We start from the raw sequence: 25,897 nt of genomic DNA on the forward strand, positions 1-25,897 counted from the left end.
CATAAAGGGCGGCGATGAAAAGTTATATACCAGTGATGGGATTCGGTCGAAAAATGAAACATCCCCTGCTCGAGCCGGCCAAGACATGGCTTCGCATGGCAGCTTGGGTGGTTTTGCTGTCGCCGTTGGCGGCATGCGCGACTACCGAGCAGGTGCATGAGTTCAAGTTGGACAATGGGTTGAAAGTGGTGGTCAAGGAGGATCATCGGGCGCCCGTGGTGGTGTCCCAGATTTGGTACAAGGTGGGTTCGAGCTACGAGCGTGAGGGCGTTACCGGCATTTCCCATATGCTGGAACATATGATGTTCAAGGGGACGGAAAAACACGGTCCGGGAGAATTTTCTCGCATCATCGCGGAAAACGGGGGACGGGAGAACGCTTTCACCGGTACGGATTACACCGCCTATTTCGAAAGCCTGGAAAAATCCCATTTGCCGATCGCCCTGGAATTGGAAGCGGACCGGATGCGAAATCTGCGCTTGGAAAAAGAAGCCTTCGCCAAGGAACAACAGGTGGTGCTTGAGGAACGCCGCTTGCGCACCGAGGATAAGCCGCGCGCCAAGACTTACGAACATTTCATGGCGACCGCCTTTACCAACGGGCCTTATCGAAACCCCATCATCGGATGGCCGGCGGATGTGGCGAATCTCACCCTCGACGATCTTAAAGTCTGGTACCAGCGATGGTATGCGCCCAATAACGCCACGCTCGTGGTGGTGGGCGACGTGGAGCCGCGCCGCGTGTTGACCCTGGCCGAGAAATGGTTCGGAAAGCACGAGCCCAGCGAGATTCCACCTCCCAAGCCTCGAACTGAAGTCGAGCAAGTGGGGGAAAGGCGCATGACCATGCGTCTGCCGGCCCAGCTGCCTTATCTGGTGATGGGCTATAAAGCGCCGGTTCTGGCCGATCTGCCGGAGGATCGCCAATGGGAAGCCTATGCCCTGACCGTACTGGGCGGCATTCTGGACGGCGGACAAAGCGCCCGCCTTGCCAGCCGCCTGGTTCGCGGCAGCCAAGTCGCCGCTTCCGTCAGCGCCAGCTACAATCTCTACGATCGTCTGCCGACCTTGTTCAACTTGGACGGGACGCCATCCCAGGGACACACGCTGGACGATTTGGAGCAAGCCTTGCGCGAGGAGATCCGCAAACTGCAGGAGGAGCGAGTCACCGCCGAGGAATTGGAAAGGGTCAAGGCCCAGGTCACCGCCGAGGCGATCTACGAGCGGGATTCCATGTTTTATCAGGCGATGCAGATCGGTTTGTTGGAAACCGTCGGGCTCGGTTGGCAGCGAATGGACGAATATGTGGATCGGGTGCGTCAGGTGACCGCCCAGCAGGTACAGGAAGTGGCGAATAAATATCTTTCCGCCGACGGGTTGACCGTGGCCCATTTGGAGCCCCTGCCGGTCGATCGGGAAACCCCGTCGGCACGGGAAAGCGGATCTGCCATCGGAGGCGAGTATGTTCATTAAGCGCGGATGCGTTTTCATCCTTCTTTTGCTGGGAACGATGGCCGCTTGGGCCGGCCCCAAGATCGAGCATTGGCGGACCCCGGAAGGGGTGCGGGTTTATTATGTCCACAACCCCGAGCTTCCGCTGGTGGATATACAGGTGTTATTCGCCGCCGGCAGCGCCCGGGACGGAGAAAAGCACGGTTTGGCTGCTTTGACCGCCACCCTTCTGGATACCGGTGCCGGCGACTGGGACGCCAGCGCGATCGCAGGGCGGTTGGAAAACGTGGGGGCGCAACTGAGCACCGGGGCCTCGCGCGACGCGGCTTGGCTGCAACTGCGCAGCTTGACCGAAGCGGACAAGCTGCGGGTGGCGGTGAGCACGGCCCGGGAAATCCTCGCGAATCCGCGGTTTTCCGAGCAGGATTTTAACCGCGAGAAAAAGCGCCTGCTGATGGCGCTCAAGCGACGAGAAGAATCACCGGCGCGGATCGCCGGGGTACAGTTCTTCGATGCGATCTACGGGGATCACCCCTATGCCCATCCCAGCGAAGGGCATATTCCCACGGTCCAGGCCATTCAGCGGGAAGACTTGGAGGCTTTTCACCGCCGTTACTACGCAGCCGAAAACGCCCTGGTGGTCATCGTGGGGGCGCTTGATCGAAGTCAAGCCAAACAGCTTGCCGATAGATTGATGGGCGGCTTGCCCCGAGGTGAGGCGGCGCCTCCTATCGAAAAGGTGGCAGAGGTGCCCGACGGGGGAGTGCGGGAAACGCCATTCCCCTCCGCCCAGACCCACATCTATACCGGTATGCCGGTGATCACCCGCGGCGATCCGGATTATTTCCCCCTCTATGTGGGCAACCACGTATTGGGCGGGGGCGGGTTCACTTCCCGGCTGGTCAAGGAAGTCCGCGAGAAGCGAGGTCTTTCCTATAGCGTGGCGAGCTACTTTATGCCCATGCAGGAGAAAGGGCCGTATCTTGCCAGTCTGCAGGTTCGTAACGACCAGGCTCAAGCGGCCTTGGAGGTCTTGCATCAAACCATTCACCGGTTTTTGAAAGAGGGTCCGACCGAGGAGGAATTGACCGCCGCCAAGAAGAACATTATCGGCAGCTTCGTCCTCAACTACGACAGCAACGCCGATTTGACCGAATATGTAGGGATGGTCGCCTTCTACGGCTTGCCCCTGGATTACCTCGATACCTTTCCCGCTCGGGTGAAGGCGGTGACGCGCCGCGATATCGTCGACGCCTTTTCGCGGCGCCTCGATCCGGACCGCTTCCAGACCGTGCTCGTGGGCGGCGCGGTGACCGAACCTCCGGCGGCGGATGGCCAGGAAAAATGAAATTCGGGTCATCGCCGGCCGCTGGCGGGGCCGCAAACTGGTCTTTCCCCCGGTGGCCGGGTTGCGCCCGACGCCCGGTCTGGTGCGCGAGACTTTGTTCAATTGGCTGCGCGCGGAGGTGAGCGGTGCCCGGTGCCTGGATCTATTCGCCGGCAGCGGGGCCTTGGGTTTCGAGGCCGCATCGCGCGGTGCGGCGACGGTGGTGCAGGTGGAATCCAACCTGCGGGTTCTGAAAATGCTGATGGACAATCGGCGAAAATTGGGTGCCGAGCAAATCGAGACGGTCAGGGGGGATGTAAAGCGATTCCTTCAGCGCACGCCGGACCGAACCTTTAATTTGGTCTTTCTCGATCCGCCTTTCGGTCGGGGTCTCGTCGGTGCCTGTTGTCGTCTCTTGGAAGCCGGCGGTTGGTTGACGCCCGACGCCAAAATTTACGTGGAGGCGGAAAGCGAGCTCGACTGTCCGCCGGTACCGGCCAATTGGGAGCGGCTGCGCCATAAGCGGGTCGGAGAAGCGGGTTGTCATTTGTATCAAAGGCAGGCGACATGAAGGTCATCGCCATTTATCCCGGCACTTTCGACCCCATTACCAACGGGCATGTCGATTTGGTGCGTCGGGCGGCCGGTATTTTCTCCCGGGTAGTGGTGGCGGTGGCCGAGAATCGTGACAAGCGGCCGTTGTTGCCCATGACCGAGCGGGTCGATCTGACCCGTGGGGTGCTCGCCGAATTGCCCAACGTGGAGGTGACCGGCTTTGCCAATTTATTGGTGGATTGCGCGCGTCGGCACGGGGCCCGGGTGATTCTCAGGGGGCTCAGGGCGGTGTCGGATTTCGAATACGAGTTTCAGTTGGCGGCGATGAATCGCCGCTTGGCCAAGGAAAAAATCGAAACCATGTTCCTCACTCCCGCCGAGCAGTACGCTTTCGTCTCCTCCAGCATGATCAAGGAGGTGGCGCGTCTGGGAGGCGAGGTCTCCGATTTCGTCCCTCCGCAAGTGGAGCGGCGGCTACGAGAAATTTTCCAACCAGGTGCATGAGATGGCGTTAAAAATCACCGATGAATGTATCTGCTGCGACGTGTGCGTTCTGGAATGTCCCAATGAGGCGATCGCCTTGGGCGAGGAGATCTACGAAATCGATCCACAGCGCTGTACCGAATGTGTGGGGCATTACGAGACTTCTCAGTGCGTGGAGGTCTGTCCGGTGGATTGCATCATTTCCGATCCGGATCGGCCCGAAGATCGGGATACCCTGTATCAGAGGTATTTGCGGCTCGAGCAGGAATAATGGCCGGTTTGCGCCGTCTTCTCGCCGCCTGCCTGCTCGGATGGGGGCTGATCGCGCTCGCTGCCGAGCCCCCGCCGCAAGCTGCGATTGCCTCCGCTCATCCGCTCGCCACCGAGGCGGGATTGGAAATCCTCCGCCAAGGAGGCAATGCATTCGACGCCGCGGTGGCGGTGGCGGCCGCTTTGGCGGTGGTGGAACCGGCCGGCTCGGGATTGGGCGGCGGGGGCTTCTTTTTGTTGCACCGGGCCGCGGACGATTCCCAGGTGATGCTGGACGGGCGCGAACGAGCGCCCCTGGCAGCGACCCGCGATATGTATCTGGACCCCCGGGGAAAAGTGATTCCCCGGGCTTCCGTCGACGGCCCGTTGGCCGCCGGGATTCCGGGGCTTCCCGCGGCGTTGGCGCATCTGGCCGAAAAGGACGGTCGCCTGCCCTTGAAGACGACGCTGGCGCCGGCCATCCGCCTTGCCCGCGAGGGTTTCGTGGTCGGCGATCGCTATTTGCGCCAAAGCCGAAGCCGGATAGCAGTGATGCAACGCTATCCCGAAACCGCCCGGATTTTTTTGCCACCAGGCCGGGCACCCGACCCCGGCTTCCGCTTGGTGCAGCCCGATCTTGCCCGGGTGTTGGAGGCGATTGCCCAACGGGGGCGTGACGGCTTCTATGCCGGATGGGTGGCCGAGCGCTTGGTGAAGGAGGTACGCCGCGCCGGAGGGATCTGGTCCCGTGAGGACCTGGCCACTTATCGAGTGGTGGAACGCGAGCCGGTGCGGGGGAAGTACCGAAACGTCCGGATAACTTCCGCCGCCCCGCCGTCCTCCGGCGGCGTGGTCTTGTTGGAGACTCTCCATATCCTGTCCCGCTGGGATCTGACCGATCTCGACAGCGCCACCGCCAAGCACCTGATCGTCGAGGCTTGGCGCCGTGCCTATCGCGATCGGGCGCTGTACCTGGGGGATCCGGATTTCGTGACGATGCCGCTGGGGCGCTTGTTGAACCCCGATTATGCCGCCGGGCTGCGCGCTTCCATCCGTCCCGATCGGGCCCTGCCCAGCGCCTGGTTGGCCTCCGAGCTCAAACCCGTGGCCCGGGGCGCCGATACCACCCACTTTTCCATTCTCGACCGGAAGGGTAACCGGGTGGCGGCCACCTTGAGCGTCAATTATCTGTTCGGTTCCGGTTTCACCGTTCCCGGAACCGGGATTTTGCTCAACGACGAAATGGACGACTTCGCCGCCAAGCCCGGTACGCCCAATCTTTACGGTCTCGTGGGCGGCGAGGCCAACGCCATCGCCCCGGGCAAACGAATGTTGTCGAGCATGACGCCGACCTTCCTGGAGTCGCCGAATCGGGTGGGGATCGTGGGGACGCCGGGAGGCAGCCGCATCATCTCCATGGTGACCTTGGCGGTTTTGGATTTCGCTCAAGGTTTCACGCCCGCCACGATGGTGGCTTGGCCGCGCTTTCACCATCAATATCTGCCCGATGAGATTCAATACGAACCGGGCGCCCTGTCGGCCCGCGAACGGCAAGCGCTCAAGTCCCTGGGGCATCGTCTTCAAGCCCGGAAGCGTCCTTACGGCAACATGCAAGCCATCGTCTGGGACCGGGTGCTGAACCGAGTGGAAGCGGCTTCCGATCCTCGCGGCGAGGGATCGGCCCGCGTCGAATAACTATGGATCCGTCCGCTTTTTCCTGTCCCGCCACCGACGAGGTGATTGTCTGGCGCTTGTCCCTGTCGCTTTCCGCCAAGGCACTGGTTCGCTGTAAGGCGGTGCTCTCGGCGAAGGAAAGAATGCAGGCCGATAAATTGCTTCGCCCGGAAGGGCGGAGGCGTTTAATCGCTTGCTGGGGGCAAGTACGCCGGATTTTGGGTGCTTGCTTGAATCAATCCCCCGAGGCAGTGCATTTCATCCGCGGCCAATGGGGCAAGCCGTTTCTTCCGGGACCGGAGGGGATCGTCTTCAACCTTTCCCACTCTCAAGATTACCTATTGCTGGCGGTGGGAAGGGATCGGGCGTTGGGGGTGGACGTGGAAGCGATCCGACCGCACGCCAATTTGGAGCGCCTGGCACGGCGCTGCCTCGCGCCAGCGGAATGGAAAACGTGGACAAGCCTCGCGAAAGCGGATCGTCTGACGGGGTTTCTGCGTTTCTGGACCCTGAAGGAGGCCTTGGCCAAAGCCCATGGGCGGGGCTTGGGGCTCGGGATTCAGCACTGCGCTTTCGCCCTGGACGATCGCGCCCGTTTGCTCACGGCGCCGAAGGAATGCGGGCTGCCCGCCAGTTGGACGGTTCACGAATTGACGGGAAAAGACAATTATTGCGCCGCGCTCTGCGCGCGTCCGGGGAATATCCGGGTGGTGGACCGTTGCCTGCCGGCGGACTGGATCGAGAATTCTAGACTCTGTTGACCCTTGAAGGGGAGCCGGAGAGAACGATCCGGAACACGTTGCTAAGGGCGTGGGGGATGGCTTTCGGGGATGTTGGCGACCTGGATGGTCGCCATCAAGCTCCCAGGGATGGGTTCACGGCGTTCCCCGAAAGCCATCCCCCACGCCAACACTCCGGCACTTAACGAAGTCTTTGATTGCGGTAAGGGTCGTGGATCGGCGTCGGGCGTTCCAGCCCTCCCAGGGGGCCGGGAACGATTAGAGGATTTTCCGCGAACTCGGCGAAATATTTCCTCAGCTTGAGGAGAGAACGAGCCGGCGGGAGATCGGCCGGGTTGGCGCTGGTGGATACCAGCGGCGCGCCGAAGGCTCGGCACAACTCGGCGGCGACGGGGTGGGCGGTGACCCGCACCGCGAGGGTGGCGTGGTTCCCCCTAAGCCAGCGCGGCACGCCCGGAGCGGCGGGAAGGAGCCAGGTGACCGGCCCCGGCCAGGTGGGCAGGATCCGGGTCAGAATGTCCGCAGGCGGCGGCAGAATGAACGGCGATAGCTGCTCGAACGAAGCCGCGATGAGAATCAAACCCTTCTGCCAGGGGCGCGACTTGAGGCGCAGGATGGCTTGCACCGCCGCTTGATTCCAAGGGTCGCACCCCAATCCGTACACCGCCTCGGTAGGGTAGGCGACAATGCCTCCATGCCGCAAAAGGCGAACCGCCAAGTGTCGCCGCCAAGCGGGTAAACGCCGATTCATTGTATTGCAAAGGATTATCGGGAAGCGGCGGCCTTGGCTTCGGTGTCGGACGTTTCACCCTCGTAGGGTGTCGCATAACCGCATGCCTTTTGCGGACATACCTTTTCCGTCCCCCGGCGCTTGGTGGTTTTCAGGGTCAGAATCGGCCAGCCGCATTGGGGGCAGGGTTCCGCCAGGGGAGGATTCCACACCGCGTAGTTGCATTTGGGATAGGTGGAGCACGAATAGAAAATTTTACCGCTCCTGGATTTGCGCTTCAGAAGCGTCCCTTTGCCGCATTGGGGACAGGTAACCCCGGTGTCTTCCGGTTTTTCCAAGGGCTCGATGTGACGGCATTTGGGGTAATTGCTGCAGCCGATGAAGCGGCCGTAACGGCTGGTTTTGATCTGCAGCTGACCGCCGCATTCGGGACAGGCCCGATCGAGGGTTTCCGGTTGAGGTGCTTCCTTGTCTTCGCCCAGGTTGCGAGTATATTTGCATTCCGGGTAGTTGCTGCAGCCGATGAATTGACCGTTGCGTCCCAGCCGGATCGCCAATTGGCCGCCGCATTCCGGGCAGCGTTCGTCGATCGGTTGCTGGGTGACGTCCTTGCGCTGAACGCTGACTTCCTTGTCGTCCACCAATTCCTTGAACGGACGCCAAAATTGACGCAGCAATTGGACCCACTGCGTTTCCCCGCGGGAGACGGCGTCGAGTTGATCCTCCAGATTGGCGGTGAAGTGGTAGTCCACGTAGCGGGTGAAATGCTCGGTAAGGAAGCGGTTGACGATCCGGCCCACGTCGGTGGGTTGGAAGCGTTTGCTTTCCAATACCACGTATTCCCGGTTGAGTAAAGTCGAGATGATGCTGGCATACGTGGAAGGTCGACCGATGCCGTATTCTTCCAGGGCCTTGACCAGGCTGGCTTCGGTGTAGCGGGGCGGCGGCTCGGTGAAGTGCTGACCGGCAAGGATATCCTCCAATGCCACTTGCTGGCCTTCTTTCAAGGGAGGGAGCAATTTGTCCCCGTTTTCCCGGCCGGCATCGTCCTTGCCTTCTTCGTACAACACCAAGAAACCCGGATGGGCGATAGTGGAGCCGGTGGCGCGGAACAGATTGTCGGGGGTGCCGCAAGTCAGATCCACAGCGACGGTATTGAGGGTGGCGTGGATCATCTGACACGCCAGCGTGCGTTTCCAAATCAGCTCGTACAGCCTGAATTGATCCGAGGTCAAATGCGGCTTGAGCTGATCGGGCAGGCGGGCGCTCGAGGTGGGACGGATCGCTTCGTGCGCCTCCTGGGCGTTTTTGGACTTGGCTTTGAAAATGCGGGGCTTGGACGGCAGATGGTCTTGCCCGTAGCTCGATGCGATCAGATCGCGGATTTCGGCCACCGCCTCTTGCGCCAATTGGGTGGAGTCGGTGCGCATGTAGGTAATCAAACCCACCGTTTCGCCGCCGATATCGATGCCCTCGTAGAGCTGCTGCGCCACCGTCATGGTGCGGCGGGTGGAAAAGCCCAGTTTGCGCGCCGCTTCCTGTTGCAGGGTGGAGGTGATGAAGGGGGGCGCCGGATTGCGTTTGCGCTGCTTCTTCTCCACCTTGGCCACGGTCAGGTGGCCTTGAGCCAAATCCAGCAAAGTTTGCCGGACCGCGTTGGCTCGCTCGGCATCGGTGATGCTGAACTGCTTGATTTTCTCGCCTTGGTACCGGGTCAGCTTGGCGCTGAAAGGCTGCTGCTCCGCCCGACAGGCGGCGTCGATGGTCCAGTATTCCTGCGGCTCGAACTGCTCGATTTCGAGCTCGCGTTCGACGATCATGCGCAGGGCCGGACTTTGCACCCGGCCGGCCGACAGGCCCCGTCGAATCTTTTTCCACAATAGCGGCGAGAGATTGAAACCCACCAGATAGTCGAGGGCGCGGCGGGCCTGCTGGGCGTTGATCAGATCGGTGGACAGTTCCCCGGGGTGGTTGAGCGCCTCTTGAATCGCCCGCCGGGTGATTTCGTGGAACACGATTCGGTGAACGGACTTGCCTTTCAGGCAACGGCTGTTTTTGAGGATCTCCAGAATGTGCCAAGAGATCGCCTCGCCTTCCCGGTCGGGGTCGGTGGCGAGATACAAGGCCGAAGCCCCTTTGGCCGCCTGCTTGATGGCTTGAATGTGTTTTTTGTTTTTATCGATGGGCTCGTACTTCATGGCGAAATCGTGCTCGGGATCGACCGCGCCTTCCTTGGGAACGAGATCGCGCACGTGACCGTAGGATGCCAGCACCTTGAAGCCGGGTCCCAGATACTTGGTGATGGTTTTGGCCTTGGCCGGCGATTCGACGATAACGAGATTTTGAGCCATGAATATTGCGTATTCTATCGGGTTGGTGAGTTGGGGAGCGCCTCCCGCGCTCCGGGCAATTGCTCAGTGCAGCGCGATCGGGGTGTTGTCGTAGACCAGATCCTCCATGCGCGAGAAGGCCACTTCCTGGTCGGGCTGACTGAATAGCACCATGAGTACGATCCATTTCAGGTTTTCCAGGGTTAAATCGTCGCGGCTCAGCGCCATGGCGCGATCGATGACCAGTTCCCTATTGGAAGGATTGAGAATGCCGCTTTGTTCCAAAAACAATAGAAGTCCGCGACATTCCTTATCCAGCTTGCTCGTTTCTTCCGGCGCATAGACGCGGAACGTGGGCATGGTGGTTTGAATGGTTTGGCCCTGGGTCAGGGATTCCAACCATTGAAACGCCTTGTCGATATCTCGTTGGGGAAATCCGGCCGCCACCAATTCGGTGCGGATCGAGTCCGGATCGGGCATCATTTCCGGATCTTCATCCATGTAGTTTTCGAACAAATACATCAATACGTCAAATACATTCTCTTTCATGGCGCTTTTTCCGGGCCTTGGACTCGATTAACGAATCCGTTGATAACAGCCGCCGGGGGCGGCGGTAATGTAACCTTCCAGCTCCAATACCAGCAGCATGGAAGCCACCTCCGCGGGTGGCATTCCGGTGGTTTCCACCAGCTGATCCACGGGCGTGGGAGCGTAATCGATTTTATTTAATAAGTCTCGATAATCGCCGCTGAGTTCATTGCTCGGATTAGGGGAAGTGGAAGAAGGTGTCGGGGTATCCGGTTCGTTTACAGGAGGTGTGAGCAGATTCAGTGCCTCCAGAATATCATCGACGGTTTCCACCAGTTGGGCGCCTTCGCGAATCAAGGCGTTACATCCTTTCGCCTGAGGATTATGGATGTCTCCAGGAATCGCCATCACCTCCCGTCCCTGTTCAAGTGCGAAGCGTGCCGTGATCAATGAACCGCTTCGGCGCGTTGCTTCAACCACCAGAGTACCCAAGGACAAGCCGGCGATGATTCGGTTGCGGCGCGGAAAATGTTGTGCGCGCACCGGCGTGCCCGGGGGGAATTCTGACACGATTGCGCCGTGGGTGACAATCTCTGCGGCCAGGTTTTTGTGACGGGCGGGGTAAATCCGGTCCGGGCCGGTGCCCATCACGGCGGCGGTGGATTCGCCTCCGGCCAGCGCTCCCTGATGGGCGGCGCCGTCGATGCCGAGCGCCAAGCCGCTGGTGATGACCAAGTTCAATTCCGCCAGGGCTTGAGCGATCTCGAATGCGATTTGGCGGCCGTTGCGGGAGGGGTTGCGGCTGCCCACCACGGCCAATTGGGGGCGGCGCAAACATTCCAATTGGCCGTGGACGTATAGGAGCGGGGGCGGGGAGGAGATTTCCTTGAGTTGCGGGGGATAGCCGGGGTCGGTCACCGCCAGGAGGTGGCGGTCGGGTTCGGCCGCCCAAGTCAATGTACGATCGACCAAATCCCAGTCGGGTTGGCGCAGCGCTTGCCGTGTTCGCTCGCTTAGTCCCCGTCGGTAGGAAGCGGGGAGCGGTTGCTCGAACAATATTTCCGGGTCGGGAAACGCCTCCAGCAGGGTCTTGAACGCTTGCGCCCCGACGCCGGGAATTTGCGCCAGGGCGATGAGGTGGCGCAGATCGGGGGAAAAGGTCAAAGCAAGGGCTTTTTAACCAAATCGCCCAGATGGATGGGGTAGGTCGCTTTCATGATAATCCCGTAACTGACCCGCTCGAACGGACGGAAGATCAATACCAGCCCGGATTTTTCATCCGGCAGGGTGACCCATTCCGATGCCCGTTTGCCCACCGAATCCAGCACCTTGACGCCGTGCTGCCAGATGTCCAGAACGTGCCCTTTTTCCAGCCCGTCTTGGCGCCCTCGATCGATTACCACCAGATGGTACTGGCCGAGTTGCGAGACACCGTCCATCACTTCGATGATATGCCCCTCGATTTCCTCGGCCGGCGGGTGGGGGTAGTAATCCATCGCCAACGCTTCCCGGGCGATGGGGAGGAGACGGTCTCCCACCAGCACTTCGCGCACGCTGCGGCTGACCGAGAGGGAGGCGGGATCGCCGCTGCGTTCCAAGTGGGCGTCGGCGACGTACAAGGCGTTGTACCCCAAAATTTCCTTGGTTTCCGGATCTCTCAAGGGTTCGTCTTGCCGGAAGATGGTATAGCCCCGGATCTCCTTGGAATGTTTTTCGAGCCCTCGAACATAAATGGTGTCGCCGTTGCCGCCGATTAGGCGATTGTTGCGCAAGCTAACGATATAGGGCGCCTCTTCGATTTCTTCCTCGGTGACCACCCGAGGGGTGGTCAGGAACTGGCGGACAGCTTCATAAGGGATGGTGGGAATCGCCTCATCCAGGGACGTTTCCCGGATTTGGGGCTGAAGTTTCTCCGTTTTTTCGTGGCGCTGTAGGACGAGCCGGGGTTGGCCATCGATGTATTTCAATGTCAGCACGTCCCCCGGATAAATCCAATGGGGATTTTCGATTTGGGGATTGGCTTTCCAAATCTTCGGCCATTGCCAGGGGTTTTTCAAGAATCGGGCGGCGATGTCCCAGAGGGTGTCGCCTTTGACCACGGTATAACGCTGGGGATGGCCCTGTGCCAAGGGAATTTCCTTGGCGTGAGCGATGACGGCGCTGCCTAGCGCCAGGGCGATGACGAAAACGCGGAAAGCGTGCATGGCGACGGTTCCTCCAGCGGTTGCAACTTTTGCCAAGGGGATCGGTCATTTCTATATGGTTTATGGGACAAGGTCGGAGGGAAGCCGAAGGCCCCGTCCCGCTCCTTTCGTTTAAAAGTTTAGATCAATTCGGCTAAAATGCTAGCAACGCAACGATCTGCAGTAGGAGTCGCTCATGGCCTTATTGGAAATTTTGGAGTTTCCGGACCCTCGGTTACGTAAAAAGGCCAAGCCTGTGGAGGCGGTGGATCATTCTATCCGACAACTGGTCGATGACATGTTCGAGACCATGTACGAGGCGCCCGGTGTCGGCCTCGCCGCGACCCAGGTCAATGTCCAAAAACGGGTGATCGTCATTGACGTGTCCGAATCCAAGGATCAGCCATTGTGCCTGATCAATCCCGAGATTCTCGCCCGGAGCGGGGAGGAAGAAAGCGAAGAAGGTTGCCTGTCGGTACCGGGAATCTTTGAAAAGGTGCGTCGGGCCGATCGGATCAAGGTGCGCGCCATGGATCGCGAGGGCGAGCCTTTCGAGAGGGAGGCCGAAGGGCTGTTGGCGGTATGCATCCAACATGAGATCGATCACCTGGAAGGCAAGCTGTTTGTGGATTATCTCTCCCCTCTCAAGCGCCAGAGAATTCGCAAGAAAAAACTCAAGGCCCAGCGTCACGCCAGGGACAGGGCGCCCGCGGCGGCGACCGTTTGAAGTTGATGCGGATCGTATTTGCAGGAACGCCGCAATTTGCGGTGCCCAGCCTGGAAGCGGTCTTGGCTTCCGATCATCAGGTGGTCGCCGTGTACACGCAACCGGATCGGCCGGCAGGGCGCAGCCGTCGGCTTCGGGCCAGTCCAATCAAGCAAACGGCCTTGAACCACGCCATTCCCGTCTACCAACCCGAAACGCTGCGCAGCGGTCAGGCGGTCGAGGACTTCTCCCGCCTCCGGCCGGATCTGCTGGTGGTCGTCGCCTACGGTTTGATGTTGCCGCGGGAGTTTTTGCAAATTCCCACCCACGGGGCGATCAACATCCACGCTTCCCTCCTTCCCCTCTGGCGGGGAGCGGCACCGATTCAGCGCGCGATTCTGGCGGGCGACCGGGAAACCGGGGTCACCCTCATGCAGGTGGTGGAACGTTTGGACGCCGGTCCCATGCTGCTTCGCAAGGCCATTCCCATTTTGCCCGAGGAAACCGGGGGTGAGCTTCACGACCGCTTGGCCCGCTTGGGCGCGGAAGCCCTGCAAAACATCTTGCCCGCCGTTGCGGCCGGTACGCTCGTGGCCGAACCCCAGGACGATGCCCGGTCCACCTATGCCGACAAAATCCGCAAAGAGGAAGCCCGCCTCGACTGGTCCCAATCCGCGCGGCAATTGGCTCTCGTCGTGCGCGCCTTCAATCCGTGGCCGGTGGCTTTTACCCACCTGGGAGATAAGACGCTGCGGATTTGGCGGGCCGAAGCCGTGGATCGATCGGTCTCGGAAGCGCCTGGCACCGTCGTCAGCGCCAAGAAAACCTTGGAGGTGGCTACCGGCGAGGGCTGCTTGCGCCTATTGGAGGTGCAATTGCCCGGGGGGAGGCCGATGTCGGCGGAAGCTTTTCTCAATGCCCATCCCTGCGAGGGCCTGTGCCTGATCTGAACGCTTCTCCTGCAGAGCTTTTCGCGTCGTGAGCAATGTCCGTTCTTCCGCCGCCGACGTCGTGCGCCAAGTGTTGGCCGGCCAATCTCTCGCCGATGCGTTGCCGTCGGCATTGGCCAAGCTTCCCCCAAACCAACACGCCCTTCTGAAAGCCTTGTGTTTCGGTACCTTGCGTTGGTTTCACCGGCTCGAGTTCATTTTACAGCAGTTGGCGCACCGGCCCATCAAGAACGCCCAAATTCATGCCCTGGCCCTGATTGGACTCCATCAGTTGGCGTTCATGGCGGTCAAACCCCACGCCGCCGTGGCCGAAACGGTGGCGGCGGCGGGAAGCAAGACTTGGGCGCGACCTCTTTTGAACGCGCTTTTGCGCAACTTTCAGCGCCGTCGGGAAGCCTTGGAAACGGCCGCCGATGCCGATTTCGAGGCCGCCGTCAGCCACCCCGCCTGGCTGCGCCGCCGGCTCGAGCGTGATTGGCCCCGGCAAGCCGCGGCCATCTTGACCGCCAACAACCGTCAGCCGCCGATGACCTTGAGAGTCGATTTGGCGAGAATCGATCGAGAGCGCTACCGCAATCGTTTGCTGGACGAAGGCATGACGGCCTTGCCCGTGGCGGGGGTGGATTCGGCGCTGATATTGGCGCGGGCGGTGCCGGTGGAAGCGTTGCCGGGGTTCGCCGAGGGACTGGTTTCGGTGCAGGATGCCGCGGCCCAGTTGGCCGCCTCTCTGATGGACCTACGGCCGGGGCAGCGGGTGTTGGATCTCTGCGCCGCTCCCGGCGGCAAGACATTGCATCTATTAGAGTCCTGCTCCGGATTTTCCGAAATCGTGGCGGTGGACATCTCGGAGACGCGTTTGGCGCGTATCCGGGAGAATTTGGCCCGGGCGGCAAGGAAGGAAGCAGGGGTTGCGCTTATCTGCGGCGACGCCCGCTCCCCGGCCGATTGGTGGGACGGCAAGCCTTTCGATCGTATCTTGGCGGATGTCCCTTGTTCGGCCACCGGCGTCATTCGTCGGCATCCGGATATCAAGGTGCTGCGCCGGGAAGAGGATATTGCCGCTTTGGTGGAAGGGCAGCAGGAAATTTTGCGCCAAGTTTGGCCGCTGTTGGCCGAAGGGGGCCGGTTGGTATACGCTACTTGCTCGGTGCTGCCCGAGGAAAACGAAGCGCAAATCCGGGATTTTTTGCAAGCCCATCCCGAGGCGCGCTGTGCTCCCATCGAGGGCGCCTGGGGTGAGGATCGGAGAGGCGGCCGCCAGATTCTGACCGGAGGCGAACCGGACATGGATGGCTTCTTTTACGCCTGCCTGGAAAAATGCGCGTCGTCTTGACGGTTGCCGCCGCAGCCGCCCTATGGGCGACCGCGCTTGCGGCCGACTACGGTTTCCGGGTCCGCGAGGCCAGACTGTTGCGCCAGAGCGATGCTTATACCTTGACCGCCGAGATCGACTATCGTTTCAGTCCGCCGGTGATCGATGCCTTGAATCACGGTTTACCCGTGGTGCTTACGGTGACCACCCGAATCCGCCAGCCGCACGATTGGTTATGGGATACGACCCGGTGGCAGCGGACGCTGAATTTCCGTATCCAGTATTATCCCTTGGCCAAGGTTTACCGTGTGATCGACGAGACCAATCGTTTCCAACGCAGTTTCGCCGAGTTGTCCGCCGCCCTCAGGGCCTTGGGCGACCTGCAGGATATCGCCTTGCCGGTGGCCGAGGAATGGCGCTTGACCGGCTCCGAGCATTATGCCGAGGTGGCGGTCGAACTCAATATTGAACGCTTGCCCTGGGCACTGCGCGTGCCGGCCTATTTCTCGCCCCAATGGCGTTTGCATTCGCCGAAATACCGATGGCAACTGAACGATTAAAGTTCCCTCTCAGTTTCTTGGTGATGATCCTGTTCGGGGTCATCCTGGTGCCTTTGCACTTGATGAGCTCGGCGACCCAGGCGGCGTCCGAGCTCAGCCGCTGGTATTCCTGGCTGCTCGTTCTCAACGTCTTGGGGGGGATGTTGCTGCTGGGGCTGGTGGGCGCCAATATCTGGTGGTTGGTGCGCCAATTTCGCAAACGCGCGGCCGGTTCCCGCTTGGCTTTGCGGATGGTTTTGTTGTTCGTGTTTCTGGCCCTGACGCCGGCGTCAATCGTATTTTATTATTCTTTTCAATTTCTCCATCGGAGCATCGATAGCTGGTTCGACGTCCAGATCGATCGGGCCATGGAAAGTTCGCTGGAATTGAGCAAGGCCGCACTCGACCAGCGGATGCGGACCCTGTTGCAGCGGACGCGTCATTTGACCGAGGAACTCGGAGATGTGCCCGAGGGGATTTTGCCCATCGAGCTGGACCATTTGCGCGAACGCAGCGATGCGGTGGAACTCACTCTGTTGAGCCGCCAAGGGCGGATCGTGGCGACCAGCAGCGCGGGGATCGAGTTGATTCTGCCCAATTTACCCGATCCCACTTTGTTGACCTGGGCCGAGGATGCCGGTTATGTGGGCTTGGATCCGGCCACCGGTCCGTTGGTGGTGGACGAAAAAGAGCCGGTCTTCCAAGTGCGCGCCTTGGCGCCGCTGCAAAGAGACCAGCGCCCGTATATTTTGCAGGCGATTTATCATCTCCCGCGGCGTTTGAATCAACTGGCCCAGACGGTGGAGTCGGCCTACGCCCATTACCGGGAGATGGTTTATTTGCGCCGTTCGCTGAAATTCAGTTTTTCCCTGACCCTCGCCCTGATTCTTTTGGTCAGCATGTTGACCGCGATTTGGGCGGCCTTCCTCAGCATTCGGCGGATCGTGGCCCCGGTGAAAATGTTGGTCCAAGGAACTCGGGCGGTGGCCCAGGGGGATCTGGATCAACGCTTGCCGATTCTGCAAAAGGACGACATGGGGTTTTTGGTCAGTTCCTTCAATGCCATGACCTCCCGCTTGGCTCGTGCCCGAGACGAAGCCGAACGCTCCCGGCGTCAGGTGGAAGATCAGCGTGCCTATCTGGAGACGGTGTTGGGGCATCTTTCCTCCGGGGTGCTCACTCTCAGCGAGCAGTTTCGTCTCAAGACCGTCAATCAAGCGGCGGAAACGATCCTGGAGATCGACCTCGAGCAAATCCAGGACAAACCTTTGCGATCTCTGGGTGAAATCAATCCGGACCTGGTGGATTTGGTGCAGTTGATTTGGGCGCGTCTGGCGCGCGAGGAAGGCGTCTGGCAGGAAGAAGTGACGCTGACCGGCGCCCAGGGACAGAAAGTCCTATTGTGCCGCGGCAGTTCCCTGCTCGGCGCCGACGGACGTCATCACGGCGCGGTGCTGGTGTTCGACGATATCACCGCGCTGGTGCAAGCTCAGAAGCACGCCGCCTGGAGCGAAATGGCGCGGCGCCTGGCCCATGAAATCAAAAACCCTCTGACGCCCATTCAATTGTCCGCCGAACGCTTGTCGCATAAATTGAAACCGCAGTTGGAGCGGGACGGTCAGGCCGTACTGGAACGATCCACCGCCACCATCGTCCAACAAGTGGAGGCGTTGAAAGCGATGGTCAACGCTTTTTCCGAATATGCCCGCCTGCCGAAGATGCAGCCACAAGCCTTGGATCTGAGTATACTGGTAGACGAGGTGCTGGCGTTGTACCCGTCGTCTTCGGGGTTAGAATTTCAGGTGGCGTTGGCGCCGGATCTGCCTGAGGTGAATGTGGACCCCTCGCGGCTGCGCCAGGTGTTGCACAATCTGATTAAGAATGCGTTGGAGGCCGGCACGCCCCCCGTCCATATGCATATCGTCGCCCAGCGGGTGGATGAGCGCGGATTTGCGGGCGTCGAATTGGTATTGGAAGACGATGGTCCGGGGGTGGAACCGGAACGGATGGATCAGGTTTTCGACCCCTATGTGACCACGAAATCCAAAGGCACCGGATTGGGGTTGGCGATCGTCAGGAAAATCATCGAGGAACACGGCGGAGCGATTTATTTGGATCGGCAATTTACCGGCGGTGCCCGATTCGTGATCCGATTGCCGGCCGCGTTCAGCGCCTTGACCCAGGCGCAAGGAGAAGTCAGCGAGCTGTGGCACAATGAGTAGAAGAGAATTTGCGGCGAGTACCCCATGACAAATTATCAGGATGGAAAATTTGCACCCACTGTAGTACGCCCTCAGAGTGGTGTACAGGGAGATGCACCATGACCCAGGCAACGATTTTAGTCGTCGATGACGAGCCGGATATCTGCCACCTGCTCCAGGAAATCCTGGAGGACGAGGGGTTTCAAGTCGTGACCGCCGAAAACGGGGCGCAGGCCCGGCGTCATTGGCAAGTAGAGCGCCCCGATCTGGTGCTGCTGGATATTTGGATGCCGGATGTGGACGGCGTCAGTCTGCTCAACGAGTGGGTGGTGGACGGGGTCGCCCCTTGCCCGGTGATCATGATGTCTGGCCACGGGACGGTCGAGACGGCGGTGGAAGCGACCCGGCTGGGGGCGTTCGACTATTTGGAAAAACCCCTCTCCATGGCCAAGCTTTTGTCCACCGTGGAGCGTGCTTTGGAGAGTCGGCGATACCAACGGATTCCCCAGCGCGTTGACGGCGAGGCCAGCATCGAACCGATCGGAAAAAGCCCGGCAATGGCGCGTTTGCGCGACCAAGTCAAGCGTTTGGCCCAGTACGATACCCGGGTATTGTTCGTGGGCGAGCCGGGGGGCGGCAAGGAAACCTTCGCCCGTTATCTGCATAAACACAGCTTGCGCCGCGAGGGTCCGTTTATTCCCGTCGGGGTGGGAACCATCGCGCCGGAATATTCGGCGGTGGAGTTTTTCGGTAAAGAAGAGCAAGGCAAAATTCATCACGGTTTGCTGGAGCAGGCGCACGGCGGCGCCTTGTTCCTGGACGAAGTGGGCGATATGGACGCCGAAACCCAACTGCGTCTGGTCAGCGCCCTGGAATCCAAGGCGTTCCTGCGCGTGGGGGGGAGCGAACAGGTCAAGGTGGATATGCGGGTATTGACTTCGACCCGACGTAACCTGGAGGAAGAAGTCAAGGCGGGGAGGTTCCGCAAGGATCTTTTTTACCTGTTGAACGAAGTCACCTTGGGCGTGCCTCCCCTGCGTCAACATAACGAGGATGTGCCGGAGCTTTTGAACTACTACGTGGATCGCTTCGTGACGCGGGAAAAATTGGATTTCCGGCGTTTTCCGGTGGCAGTGCAGAATTTCTTGCGCAATTATGCCTGGCCGGGTAACATCCGCGAACTCAAAAATCTGGTCCACCGCTTGTTGATTCTCGGGAGCGGCGAGGAGGTGGAACTGGAAGAGGTCAAGACCGCCTTGGGCGAAATCGTCACCAAGGAATCGGTGGAGGCGCCCGAGTTCTACGATTTACCCCTCAAGGAAGCGCGCGAACGATTCGAAAAATCTTATTTGGAATACCATTTGGAAAAGCACAGCGGCAACGTGGCTCGCCTGTCCCAGGCGATCGGGATGGAGCGGACCCATTTGTATCGCAAGCTTCACGCGTTGGGGATCAAATTCAAGGACAAGCGCTGAATAATCGCCTTAGCTTTGCACGAGCATTCGTCTTGTTCCCATGACTTCGGCCGATAGCCCATCCCTTCAATCCAAATGGGATCGAATTTACCGCGATCGAAACGAGTCTCCGGAGCCTTCCCGGGTATTGGCGGAGAATGACCATTTGTTGCCGGATTCCGGGACCGCCTTGGATGTGGCCTGCGGGCTGGGAAGCAACGCCTTGTTCCTGGCACGGCGGGGCTTCGCCGTCCAGGCGTGGGATCTTTCCGTGGAGGCGATCGGACGATTGCGCCGCCGGGCCGTGGGCTTGCCGATCGATGCCCAAGTGGTGGACGCGGAAGCGATTGCGTGGCCGAAAATGGCTTTCGATGTGATCGTGGTCGGCCGCTTTTTGATTCGGGCCTTGGTTCCCGTCATCGAGGCGGCGCTAAAGCCGGGCGGGGTGCTTTTTTATCAAACCTTCGTCCGTGCCAAGGTGGCCCCGGAAGGGCCCCGTAATCCGGCGTATTTGTTGGACGAGAACGAATTGTTGCGCTTGTTTCCCGGTCTAATCGTCCGAGTCTATCGAGAGGAAGCCGGCTGCGGCGATATCCGCCGGGGTTTCCGTAACGAGGCCTGCCTGGTGGGCCAACGACCTGAAGGAGAATACAATCATGTCCGATAAAAGCCGCGAAGCAGAACCTCAAATCATGAATCTGAAGCCCCCCGCCGCTTGGAAATTCATGCAGGAACATCCGGAATCGGTATTGATCGACGTGCGCACCACTTACGAACACCTGTTCGTCGGGCATCCTCCCGGCTGCAAGCTGATTCCTTGGAAGGACGGCATTCCCATGCAGCCCCATCCCGATTTCGTGGGGGCGGTCAAGGAAGCCGTGCCCGATCCGAAAATCCCGGTCTTATTTCTGTGCCGCAGCGGCCAGCGCTCCATGGAAGCGGCCAAGACGATGGCGGAGGCCGGCTATCGGACTTTGATCAACATCGACGAAGGCTTCGAAGGGCCGCTGGACGAAAAAAAACACCGCGGTACCCGGGGCGGCTGGCGTTTCCATGATTTACCCTGGGAACAGAATTAATTTTTCGAACCTCTCATGCAGGAGTTTTCAACTACGTGACTCAAAATATCCGTAACATCGCTATCATCGCCCACGTGGACCACGGCAAGACCACTTTGGTGGACAAGCTCTTGCAGCAGTCCGGGGCATTCGCCTCCCACGAGCAAGTCAACGATCGGGTGATGGATTCGGGCGATCTGGAGCGCGAGCGGGGAATCACCATTCTATCCAAGAATACCGCCATTCAATGGCGCGATTTCCGGATTAATATCGTGGATACTCCGGGACACGCCGATTTCGGCGGCGAGGTGGAGCGCGTCCTGTCCATGGTCGATTCGGTCCTGCTGCTGGTGGACGCGGTGGAAGGCCCCATGCCCCAGACCCGTTTCGTGACGCAGAAGGCCTTGGCGCGCGGTCTCCGGCCGATCGTGGTGATCAACAAGATCGATCGCCCCGGCGCGCGTCCCGATTGGGTGCTGGACCAAACCTTCGACCTCTTCGACCGGCTCGGCGCCACCGACGAACAGCTGGATTTCCCGGTGGTCTACGCTTCCGCCCTGCAGGGCTATGCGAATATGGATGCGGAAATCGACAGCGGCGACATGACCCCCTTGTTCGAGACCATCGTCGACCACGTTTCGCCGCCGCCGGTCTCTCCGGACGGCCCCTTGCAGCTCCAGGTCAGCAGTCTGGATTACAACGCCTACGTGGGGGTGATCGGCATCGGCCGGATTCAACGCGGCAGTCTCAAGCGCAATCAGACGGTGACCGCGGTGGACCGCGACGGCCAAACGCGTGGCGGCAAGATCGCCCAAGTGTTCGGTTTCCAAGGGCTCAAGCGGATCGAAACCGAGTCGGCCCAGGCGGGCGACATCGTGGCCTTTTGCGGCCTCGATCCCCTGCATATTTCCGATACGGTGTGCGATCCGGCCCAGCCGGAGGCCTTGCCCGCCTTGACCGTGGACGAGCCGACCGTGAGCATGACCTTCCAGGTCAACACCTCGCCCTTCGCCGGTCGGGAGGGGAAATTCCTCACTTCCCGTCATCTGCGCGAGCGTTTTACCCGGGAGTTGCAGCATAACGTGGCATTAAGGGTGGAAGAAGGGGACGATCCGGACAAGTTCCGCGTTTCCGGACGCGGCGTACTGCATTTGTCCATCCTGCTCGAAACCATGCGCCGGGAAGGCTATGAATTGGCGGTTTCGCGCCCCGAAGTGATTCTCCGGGAGATCGACGGTCAAATGTGCGAACCCTATGAACAGGTTACCCTGGAAGTGGACGAGACGCATCAAGGCGCGGTGATGGAAAACCTGGGCGCGCGCAAGGGAGAGCTGAAGGATATGAACGTGGACGGACGCGGTCGGGTCCGGCTGGAATATCTGATTCCCTCGCGGGGGTTGATCGGTTTTCAGACCGAATTTTTGTCGGCCACCTCCGGGACCGGCTTGTTTTATCATGTGTTCGATCACTACGGCCCGATCAAATCTCGCGACATCGGCTGCCGCAACCAGGGGGTTTTGATTTCCAATACGGACGGCAAGGCCTTGACCTTCGCCTTGTTCAACCTGCAGGAACGCGGGCGGCTGTTTCTCGGGCACGGGGACGAGGTGTACGAAGGCATGATCGTCGGTATCCATTCACGCGGCAACGATCTGGTGGTCAACCCCACCAAGGCCAAGCAGTTGACCAATGTCCGCGCCGCCGGCAGCGACGAGAACCTGCTCTTGACGCCGCCGGTCCAATTCAGCTTGGAACAGGCGTTGGAATTCATCGACGAGGACGAATTGGTGGAAGTGACGCCGGAAGCGATCCGTTTGCGCAAAAAACTCCTCAAGGAGCACGAGCGTAAACGGGCGATGCGCGCCGCCAGTTGATCCGGGGATACGCTTTTGCCCAGCCGGCCTTCCGTTTATGATAGAAGCTTTTCAAGCAAAGCCGACTTGTAGCGTTTAAGAAGAGACCAACATGACCCATTCCCGTCAAGCTGCGGTGGAGCGCAGCACGCTCGAAACCCGGGTGGCCGTCCGCCTGGACCTGGATGGAACCGGGCGCGCCGTCTTCGAGACCGGCGTGCCTTTTCTCGAACACATGCTGGATCAAGTGGCCCGGCATGGCGTCATGGACCTGGAAATCACCGCCGAGGGGGATCTTCACATCGACGCCCACCATACGGTGGAAGACATCGGGATCACCCTGGGCCAGGCCTTTTCCAAGGCGGTGGGCGACAAGCAGGGCATCTATCGCTACGGCCACGCCTATGTGCCTTTGGACGAGGCATTGTCGCGGGTGGTGGTGGATTTTTCCGGCCGCCCCGGACTGGTGTATGAGGTGGACTTCCAGCGCGCGATGATCGGCGGTTTCGACGTGGACTTGATCCGAGAATTCTTTCAAGGTTTCGTCAATCACGCCCAAGTGACTTTGCATATCGACAATTTGCGCGGCCGCAACGCCCATCACATCGCCGAGACCGTGTTCAAGGCTTTCGGTCGCAGCTTGAGAGCTGCGTTGGCGGTGGACGAACGCCGCGGTGGGATCGTTCCTTCCACCAAGGGGACGCTGGTATGATTCGCGTTGCCGTCATCGATTATGGAATGGGAAATCTGCACTCCATCGCCAAGGCGCTCCACCATGTGGCGCCCGAGGCCCACATTCATGTGACCGCCAATTCGGGGCGGATTCTGTCCGCCGACCGGGTGGTGTTTCCGGGGGTGGGGGCGATCGCCGACTGCATGGCCGCCCTGAGCCGCTTGCATCTGGTCGATGTGCTGCAGCACGTGGCGCGCACCCGTCCCCTGCTGGGTATCTGTCTGGGACTGCAAGCGCTTTTGGAGGCGAGCGAAGAGGGGGGCGATGTGCCCTGCTTGGGGATTTTTCCGGGCAAGGTCGTGCGTTTCTCACCGGGACGCGAAGTTCAAGGCGTGCCTTTGAAAATTCCCCATATGGGGTGGAACCGGGTGCGCCAGGTTCAACCCCATCCGCTGTGGAAGGGTATTCCTACGGAAAGTTGGTTTTATTTTGTCCATAGCTATTATGCCCGGCCCGAGCGAAACGAAGATATCTCCGGAACTTGCGATTATCCCGATCCGTTCGCCTGCGCGCTGGCCCGCGATAACCTATTCGCGGTGCAGTTTCATCCGGAAAAAAGCCAGATCCAAGGGCTGCGTCTATTGTCTAACTTTTTGCATTGGTCACCTTGAGAGATTGAAATCATGTTGTTGATTCCCGCGATTGACTTGAAAGCCGGTAAATGTGTGCGTCTTCGTCAGGGACGAATGGAGGACGATACGGTGTTTTCGGATGATCCGGTGGCGGTGGCGCGACGCTGGGTGGAAATGGGCGCGAAGCGCTTGCACTTGGTGGATCTGGACGGCGCCTTCGCCGGCAAGCCTCGAAACGCCGACGTGATCCGAGCCATCACCGAAGCCTTTCCGGAAGTGGCCGTGCAGGTGGGGGGCGGAATCCGCGACGGGGATACCATCCAAGCCTATCTGGACGCGGGGGTGCAATATGCCATTCTCGGGACGCGCGCGGTGACCGCGCCCCATTTCGTGGAAGACATGGCGATGGAATTTCCCGGCCACATCATCGTCGGCCTGGATGCCAAGGAGGGGCGAGTGGCCATCGACGGTTGGTCGAAACTCTCGCGCCACGATGTGATCGACCTGGCCCGGCGTTTCGAGGACGAAGGGGTGGAGGCGATCATCTACACCGATATCAGTCGGGACGGCATGTTGCAGGGCGTCAACGTCGAGGCGACCGCGCGTCTGGCCGAGGCGATTCAGATTCCGGTGATCGCTTCCGGCGGGATTCGCAGCTTGGACGATGTCCGCAGCGTGGGAAAGATCGCCGAGAACGGGGTCATCGGCGCCATTACCGGCCGCGCCATTTATGAAGGGACCCTGGATTTCGCGGCGGGCTTGAAATTGGCGGAGCAGTATTGATGGGATTGGCCAAACGCATCATTCCATGCCTCGATGTGGATCGCGGACGGGTGGTCAAGGGGGTTCAATTCGTGGACATCCGCGATGCGGGCGATCCGGTGGAAATTGCCCGGCGCTACGATGAGGAAGGGGCGGATGAACTGACTTTCCTCGATATCACCGCCAGCCATGAAGGCCGCGATACCATGGTGCACGTGGTGGAGCAGGTGGCCGGCTGCGTGTTCATTCCCCTGACGGTGGGCGGAGGCATCCGGACCTTGGACGACATTCGCCGGATGCTCAATGCCGGCGCCGATAAGGTTGCCATCAATACCGCCGCGGTGTTCCATCCGGAATTCGTCCAGCAGGCGGCCGAGCGTTTCGGTTCCCAATGCATCGTGGTGGCCATCGACGCCAAGCGGGTCGGCGATCACTGGGAAATATTCACCCACGGCGGCCGCAAACCCACCGGCCTCGATGCGGTGGATTGGGCCGCCAAAATGGAAGCGCTGGGGGCGGGGGAGATCCTGCTCACCAGCATGGACCGCGACGGCACCAAGGAAGGCTTCGACCTGGCCTTGACCCGGGCGGTAAGCGAGCGGGTCGGAATTCCCGTCATCGCCTCCGGTGGCGTGGGAAATCTGGAACATCTGGCCGAGGGGATTGTGGAAGGCCGCGCGGATGCCGTGTTGGCGGCCAGCATTTTCCACTTCGGCGAGTATTCCATTCACCAGGCCAAAGCTTATCTGACCGAGCGAGGAATCGAGGTGCGCCAATGAGCGATTCCCGAACCGATCAAGTAGAATGGCTGGATCAGGTGGCCTGGAATCCCGAGGGGTTGGTGCCGGCCATTGCGCAGGAACAGGAAACGGGGCGGGTATTGATGTTGGCGTGGATGAATCGCGAGGCCTTGCGTCTGACCGCCGAAGAGGGCGTGGCCGTTTATTGGTCGCGTTCGCGGAGACGCTTGTGGCGCAAGGGCGAATCCTCGGGCCATCGCCAGTGGGTCCGTGAGATGCGTCTCGATTGCGACGGCGACACGGTGTTGCTCCAAGTGGTCCAGGAAGGCGGCGTCGCTTGTCACACCGGTCGTCACCATTGTTTTTACCGCCGCTGGGAAGACGGTCGCTGGCGGATCGTCGATCCGGTCAAGAAAGATCCGGAGGAGATTTATGGCGCTTGACGAGCGGATATTGGAGGAGTTGGCCGAGGTCTTGGAAAAACGCAAGCACGCCGATCCCGAAACGTCCTACGTGGCGTCCCTTTATGCCAAGGGCATGGACGGGATTTTGAAGAAGATCGGCGAGGAGGCCACCGAGACGGTGATCGCGGCCAAGGGAGAAAATCGCGAGCAGTTGATTTATGAGACCGCCGATTTGTGGTTTCATACCCTGGTATTGCTGGCCCATCAGGGTTTGGGGCCGGAAAATGTGCTGGCCGAACTCAAGCGGCGTTTCGGTTTGTCGGGACTGGAAGAAAAGGCCGCACGCAATCAGTCGTGAGGAGA

The 25,897-nt window shown here is 60.1% G+C and carries 27 protein-coding genes; 22 read left to right on the forward strand and 5 right to left on the reverse strand.

Going from position 1 to position 25,897, the window contains the following annotated elements:
- Positions 1-53 precede the first annotated feature (53 nt).
- Genes H035_RS0105900 through H035_RS18425 form a run of 7 tightly spaced genes read left to right on the forward strand, consistent with a single transcriptional unit; the run spans position 54 to position 6,500 of the window.
- Positions 54-1,472 carry a M16 family metallopeptidase gene (locus H035_RS0105900; protein ID WP_084684938.1) on the forward strand — a complete coding sequence of 473 codons (1,419 nt, stop codon included), beginning with the start codon at positions 54-56 and terminating at the stop codon, positions 1,470-1,472.
- Positions 1,462-2,799: a M16 family metallopeptidase gene (locus H035_RS0105905; RefSeq protein WP_022948077.1), complete on the forward strand. Its 1,338-nt coding sequence runs from the start codon at positions 1,462-1,464 to the stop codon at positions 2,797-2,799. The genes H035_RS0105900 and H035_RS0105905 overlap by 11 nt, the downstream gene beginning before the upstream one ends.
- Entirely contained in the window at positions 2,783-3,349 is a 567-nt protein-coding gene (rsmD, locus tag H035_RS0105910) for a 16S rRNA (guanine(966)-N(2))-methyltransferase RsmD (protein WP_022948078.1), read from the forward strand. Before H035_RS0105905 ends, rsmD begins: the two co-directional genes overlap by 17 nt.
- Positions 3,346-3,837, forward strand: coding sequence for a pantetheine-phosphate adenylyltransferase (coaD, locus tag H035_RS0105915; protein WP_022948079.1), 492 nt, complete (start codon positions 3,346-3,348; stop codon positions 3,835-3,837). Before rsmD ends, coaD begins: the two co-directional genes overlap by 4 nt.
- A gap of 1 nt (position 3,838) precedes the next feature.
- A complete protein-coding gene (locus tag H035_RS0105920; protein ID WP_022948080.1) occupies positions 3,839-4,087 on the forward strand; it encodes a YfhL family 4Fe-4S dicluster ferredoxin in 249 nt (82 codons plus the stop codon).
- Entirely contained in the window at positions 4,087-5,760 is a 1,674-nt protein-coding gene (gene ggt / locus H035_RS0105925) for a gamma-glutamyltransferase (RefSeq protein ID WP_022948081.1), read from the forward strand. Before H035_RS0105920 ends, ggt begins: the two co-directional genes overlap by 1 nt.
- Before the next feature lie 2 nt (positions 5,761-5,762).
- Positions 5,763-6,500 carry a 4'-phosphopantetheinyl transferase family protein gene (locus tag H035_RS18425; RefSeq protein WP_022948082.1) on the forward strand — a complete coding sequence of 246 codons (738 nt, stop codon included), beginning with the start codon at positions 5,763-5,765 and terminating at the stop codon, positions 6,498-6,500.
- Between the two features lie 160 nt (positions 6,501-6,660).
- Here H035_RS18425 and H035_RS0105935 read toward each other — a convergent pair whose 3' ends face one another.
- The 5 genes from H035_RS0105935 to H035_RS0105955 all read right to left on the reverse strand — a co-directional run bounded on the left by H035_RS0105935 (position 6,661) and on the right by H035_RS0105955 (position 12,271).
- On the reverse strand, positions 6,661-7,230 hold the full coding sequence (locus H035_RS0105935) for an L-threonylcarbamoyladenylate synthase (RefSeq protein ID WP_022948083.1): 570 nt from the start codon (positions 7,228-7,230) through the stop codon (positions 6,661-6,663).
- Positions 7,231-7,244: 14 nt separating this feature from the next.
- Positions 7,245-9,560: a type I DNA topoisomerase gene (gene topA, locus H035_RS0105940; protein WP_022948084.1), complete on the reverse strand. Its 2,316-nt coding sequence runs from the start codon at positions 9,558-9,560 to the stop codon at positions 7,245-7,247.
- 63 nt (positions 9,561-9,623) lie between these two features.
- The gene (locus H035_RS0105945; RefSeq protein WP_022948085.1) at positions 9,624-10,088 is read right to left on the reverse strand and encodes a DUF494 family protein; all 465 of its coding nucleotides are present in this window, start codon (positions 10,086-10,088) and stop codon (positions 9,624-9,626) included.
- Positions 10,089-10,115: 27 nt separating this feature from the next.
- Positions 10,116-11,231: a DNA-processing protein DprA gene (dprA, locus tag H035_RS0105950; protein WP_022948086.1), complete on the reverse strand. Its 1,116-nt coding sequence runs from the start codon at positions 11,229-11,231 to the stop codon at positions 10,116-10,118.
- Positions 11,228-12,271, reverse strand: coding sequence for a LysM peptidoglycan-binding domain-containing protein (locus H035_RS0105955; protein ID WP_022948087.1), 1,044 nt, complete (start codon positions 12,269-12,271; stop codon positions 11,228-11,230). The genes dprA and H035_RS0105955 overlap by 4 nt, the downstream gene beginning before the upstream one ends.
- 175 nt (positions 12,272-12,446) lie before the next feature.
- Between H035_RS0105955 and def the strand changes: the two genes are divergently transcribed.
- From def to H035_RS0106030, 15 genes are all read left to right on the forward strand, one after another.
- The gene (gene def / locus H035_RS0105960; protein ID WP_022948088.1) at positions 12,447-12,977 is read left to right on the forward strand and encodes a peptide deformylase; all 531 of its coding nucleotides are present in this window, start codon (positions 12,447-12,449) and stop codon (positions 12,975-12,977) included.
- 5 nt (positions 12,978-12,982) lie between these two features.
- A complete protein-coding gene (gene fmt / locus H035_RS0105965) occupies positions 12,983-13,906 on the forward strand; it encodes a methionyl-tRNA formyltransferase (RefSeq protein ID WP_022948089.1) in 924 nt (307 codons plus the stop codon).
- Positions 13,907-13,934: 28 nt separating this feature from the next.
- Positions 13,935-15,239, forward strand: coding sequence for a 16S rRNA (cytosine(967)-C(5))-methyltransferase RsmB (gene rsmB / locus H035_RS0105970; protein WP_022948090.1), 1,305 nt, complete (start codon positions 13,935-13,937; stop codon positions 15,237-15,239).
- Positions 15,224-15,778, forward strand: a complete 555-nt coding sequence (locus tag H035_RS21225; protein ID WP_084684939.1) for a DUF4390 domain-containing protein — start codon at positions 15,224-15,226, stop codon at positions 15,776-15,778. Before rsmB ends, H035_RS21225 begins: the two co-directional genes overlap by 16 nt.
- Positions 15,760-17,979, forward strand: coding sequence for a sensor histidine kinase (locus H035_RS18435; RefSeq protein ID WP_022948092.1), 2,220 nt, complete (start codon positions 15,760-15,762; stop codon positions 17,977-17,979). The genes H035_RS21225 and H035_RS18435 overlap by 19 nt, the downstream gene beginning before the upstream one ends.
- 98 nt (positions 17,980-18,077) lie before the next feature.
- Positions 18,078-19,433 carry a sigma-54-dependent transcriptional regulator gene (locus H035_RS0105985; RefSeq protein ID WP_022948093.1) on the forward strand — a complete coding sequence of 452 codons (1,356 nt, stop codon included), beginning with the start codon at positions 18,078-18,080 and terminating at the stop codon, positions 19,431-19,433.
- 40 nt (positions 19,434-19,473) lie between these two features.
- Complete coding sequence (locus H035_RS0105990) at positions 19,474-20,079, forward strand: class I SAM-dependent methyltransferase (protein ID WP_022948094.1); 606 nt, start codon at positions 19,474-19,476, stop codon at positions 20,077-20,079.
- Positions 20,069-20,491, forward strand: coding sequence for a rhodanese-like domain-containing protein (locus H035_RS0105995; protein WP_022948095.1), 423 nt, complete (start codon positions 20,069-20,071; stop codon positions 20,489-20,491). Before H035_RS0105990 ends, H035_RS0105995 begins: the two co-directional genes overlap by 11 nt.
- Positions 20,492-20,526: 35 nt before the next feature.
- Positions 20,527-22,344 (forward strand): translational GTPase TypA, encoded by a 1,818-nt coding sequence (gene typA, locus H035_RS0106000; protein WP_022948096.1) that lies wholly within the window; start codon positions 20,527-20,529, stop codon positions 22,342-22,344.
- Positions 22,345-22,435: 91 nt separating this feature from the next.
- Positions 22,436-23,035, forward strand: coding sequence for an imidazoleglycerol-phosphate dehydratase HisB (gene hisB / locus H035_RS0106005; RefSeq protein WP_022948097.1), 600 nt, complete (start codon positions 22,436-22,438; stop codon positions 23,033-23,035).
- Positions 23,032-23,667: an imidazole glycerol phosphate synthase subunit HisH gene (hisH, locus tag H035_RS0106010; protein ID WP_022948098.1), complete on the forward strand. Its 636-nt coding sequence runs from the start codon at positions 23,032-23,034 to the stop codon at positions 23,665-23,667. Before hisB ends, hisH begins: the two co-directional genes overlap by 4 nt.
- 12 nt (positions 23,668-23,679) lie before the next feature.
- Positions 23,680-24,411, forward strand: a complete 732-nt coding sequence (gene hisA / locus H035_RS0106015; RefSeq protein ID WP_022948099.1) for a 1-(5-phosphoribosyl)-5-[(5-phosphoribosylamino)methylideneamino]imidazole-4-carboxamide isomerase — start codon at positions 23,680-23,682, stop codon at positions 24,409-24,411.
- Positions 24,411-25,169, forward strand: a complete 759-nt coding sequence (hisF, locus tag H035_RS0106020) for an imidazole glycerol phosphate synthase subunit HisF (protein ID WP_022948100.1) — start codon at positions 24,411-24,413, stop codon at positions 25,167-25,169. The genes hisA and hisF overlap by 1 nt, the downstream gene beginning before the upstream one ends.
- Entirely contained in the window at positions 25,166-25,573 is a 408-nt protein-coding gene (gene hisI / locus H035_RS0106025; RefSeq protein ID WP_022948101.1) for a phosphoribosyl-AMP cyclohydrolase, read from the forward strand. The genes hisF and hisI overlap by 4 nt, the downstream gene beginning before the upstream one ends.
- The gene (locus H035_RS0106030; RefSeq protein WP_022948102.1) at positions 25,563-25,892 is read left to right on the forward strand and encodes a phosphoribosyl-ATP diphosphatase; all 330 of its coding nucleotides are present in this window, start codon (positions 25,563-25,565) and stop codon (positions 25,890-25,892) included. The genes hisI and H035_RS0106030 overlap by 11 nt, the downstream gene beginning before the upstream one ends.
- Positions 25,893-25,897: the final 5 nt, after the last annotated feature.

The sequence above is a fragment of the Methylohalobius crimeensis 10Ki genome, assembly GCF_000421465.1.
Classification (GTDB): Bacteria; Pseudomonadota; Gammaproteobacteria; order Methylococcales; family Methylothermaceae; genus Methylohalobius; species Methylohalobius crimeensis.